This is a genomic window from Pseudonocardia nigra (genome assembly GCF_019396355.1).
Classification (GTDB): domain Bacteria; phylum Actinomycetota; class Actinomycetes; order Mycobacteriales; family Pseudonocardiaceae; genus Pseudonocardia; species Pseudonocardia nigra.
In genome coordinates this window covers 1-1,729 of the sequence record NZ_JAHKRK010000433.1, presented here as the reverse complement: position 1 = coordinate 1,729, position 1,729 = coordinate 1, and the positions used below count along the sequence as shown (strand labels likewise).

The 1,729-nt window shown below is 69.4% G+C and carries 3 protein-coding genes; 1 reads left to right on the top strand and 2 read right to left on the bottom strand.

Translation table 11 applies throughout. The annotated features are described in order from the left end of the window. Positions 1 to 185, bottom strand: a 185-nt coding sequence (locus tag KME75_RS41310) for a hypothetical protein (protein ID WP_219420427.1), incomplete at its 3' end; no start/stop codon positions are given. Positions 186 to 354: 169 nt separating this feature from the next. Between KME75_RS41310 and KME75_RS41305 the strand changes: the two genes are divergently transcribed. Continuing rightward, positions 355 to 762 (top strand): four-helix bundle copper-binding protein, encoded by a 408-nt coding sequence (locus tag KME75_RS41305; RefSeq protein WP_219420426.1) that lies wholly within the window; start codon positions 355 to 357, stop codon positions 760 to 762. A 19-nt stretch (positions 763 to 781) separates the two neighbouring features. Here KME75_RS41305 and KME75_RS41300 read toward each other — a convergent pair. After that, a partial coding sequence (locus tag KME75_RS41300) for a PP2C family protein-serine/threonine phosphatase (protein ID WP_219420425.1) occupies positions 782 to 1,729 on the bottom strand: 948 nt, incomplete at its 5' end.

The window sequence follows — 1,729 nt, the reverse complement described above, 5'->3', positions numbered from 1 at the left end:
TCGACCTGGACGAGCCCCGACGGGTCGGTGACCGTGGCCGAGCTCAACGGCCCCGGCCCGATCAGGCCGGCGAGCGCCGCGAGCGCGATGAGCGCGAAGACCGCCCAACCACCCCGCTGCAGCGCACTGACCCGGCGGCCGGACTGCTCGGGCTCCTCGAGCTGGAGTTCACGTTCGCTCGCCACCGAGCAGCAGTACCCTACAGAACGATCACGAAACAAGCGTTTCAGGCCATCCCGCCACGTCGGCCAACTCAGCCCACGCGCCACCGCCGGCCGTCTCGGCGTGAGGGTTTGCGGCGCCAAGAGCGGGTAGGCAGGCGGTGCCCCAACCTCGATCCGTTCGGAGCTGATCATGACCCGCGCCGGCCAGATGCTCGAGACCTACCCCGCGGACCTCGGCGATGTCGACAGGCAGAAGTTGACCCAGTGCATCGAGGCGTGTTTCGAGTGCGCTCAAACGTGTACCGCGTGCGCCGACGCCTGCCTCAGCGAGCAGAACGTCGCCGAGTTGACCAAGTGCATCCGCAGCAACCTCGACTGCGCCGACCTCTGCGACACCACCGGGCGTGTGCTGTCACGGCACACCGGCTACGACGCCAACCTGACCCGAACCGTGCTGGAGGCCTGCGCCGCGGCCTGCAAGAGCTGCGGCGACGAGTGCGCCCGTCACGGCGAGATGGGCATGCAGCACTGCCAGGTCTGCGCGGAGGCGTGCCGCCGGTGCGAGCAGACCTGCCGAGACCTCATCACATCCCTCTGAAACCCCCCCGCAGCCGTCCTCAGGACAGCGTGGGCAGCAGGCGGCGCGGGCCGTCGGACGACCAGTCGATCATGAGGAGGGTCGCGTCGTCCTGCAAGTGGCCGCCCTGATGGGCGAGAACAGCAGCAGCGAGCCGGCGCAGGGTCTCCGGAGCGGGCAGCCCGTCGAGTTCGGCCCGTTCGGTGAAGTCGACGAGGCGCTGTTCGCTGAAGAACTCTCCATCGGCGTTGCGGGCTTCGGTGACACCGTCGGTGTAGAGGAGGACCCGATCACCGGGTTCGAGCTGTTCGCGAACCGTGAACCGGCCGTCAACCCCTGCCTCGACCACCCCGAGGGGAAGCCGAGGTGCACAGCCCAGTTCCCTGACCAGATGCCCTTGGCGGAACAGCAGCGGGGCCGGGTGTCCGGCAAGCAGGTACTCCAGCACGCCGGTGCGGGTGTCGAGCCGGGCGAGGACAGCAGTGGCGAACTGCGCCCGCCCCGCCTCGCCGGCCGCGAGGAGTTCGTCGGCGTGCCCGGCGAGGGCGACCAGATCACTCACACCGGCCCGCCGCGCGTTCCGGATCGCAGTCAGCGCGAGCCCCGTGAGATGGGTGGCCTTCAGGTCGTGCCCGACCCCGTCGAACACCGCGACGTCGACTTCATGGTCGTCGACTACGTAGTCGTAGCCGTCTCCGGCCACGCGCTCACACGGCTCGAGCAGCGCGGTCACCACGACCTCCCGAGTGGCGAACGTGCGCGGCGGCAGCAACTGCCACATCAGTGTCGACGCCGCGCTCATCCGACCGGCGCCGCGCAACCGCCGCAGGTGCTCGCTGTAGGCCATCTTGGTCATCACGATGTGCCCCATCAGCCCGGACAGCGACCACAGCCGTCGGCGCAGCGTCTCGTCGTCGACCACCCCGGTGTCGAGACCGATCCGCAGCAGCCCAGCACGTTCGGTGCCGTCGAGCATCGGCACCCACAA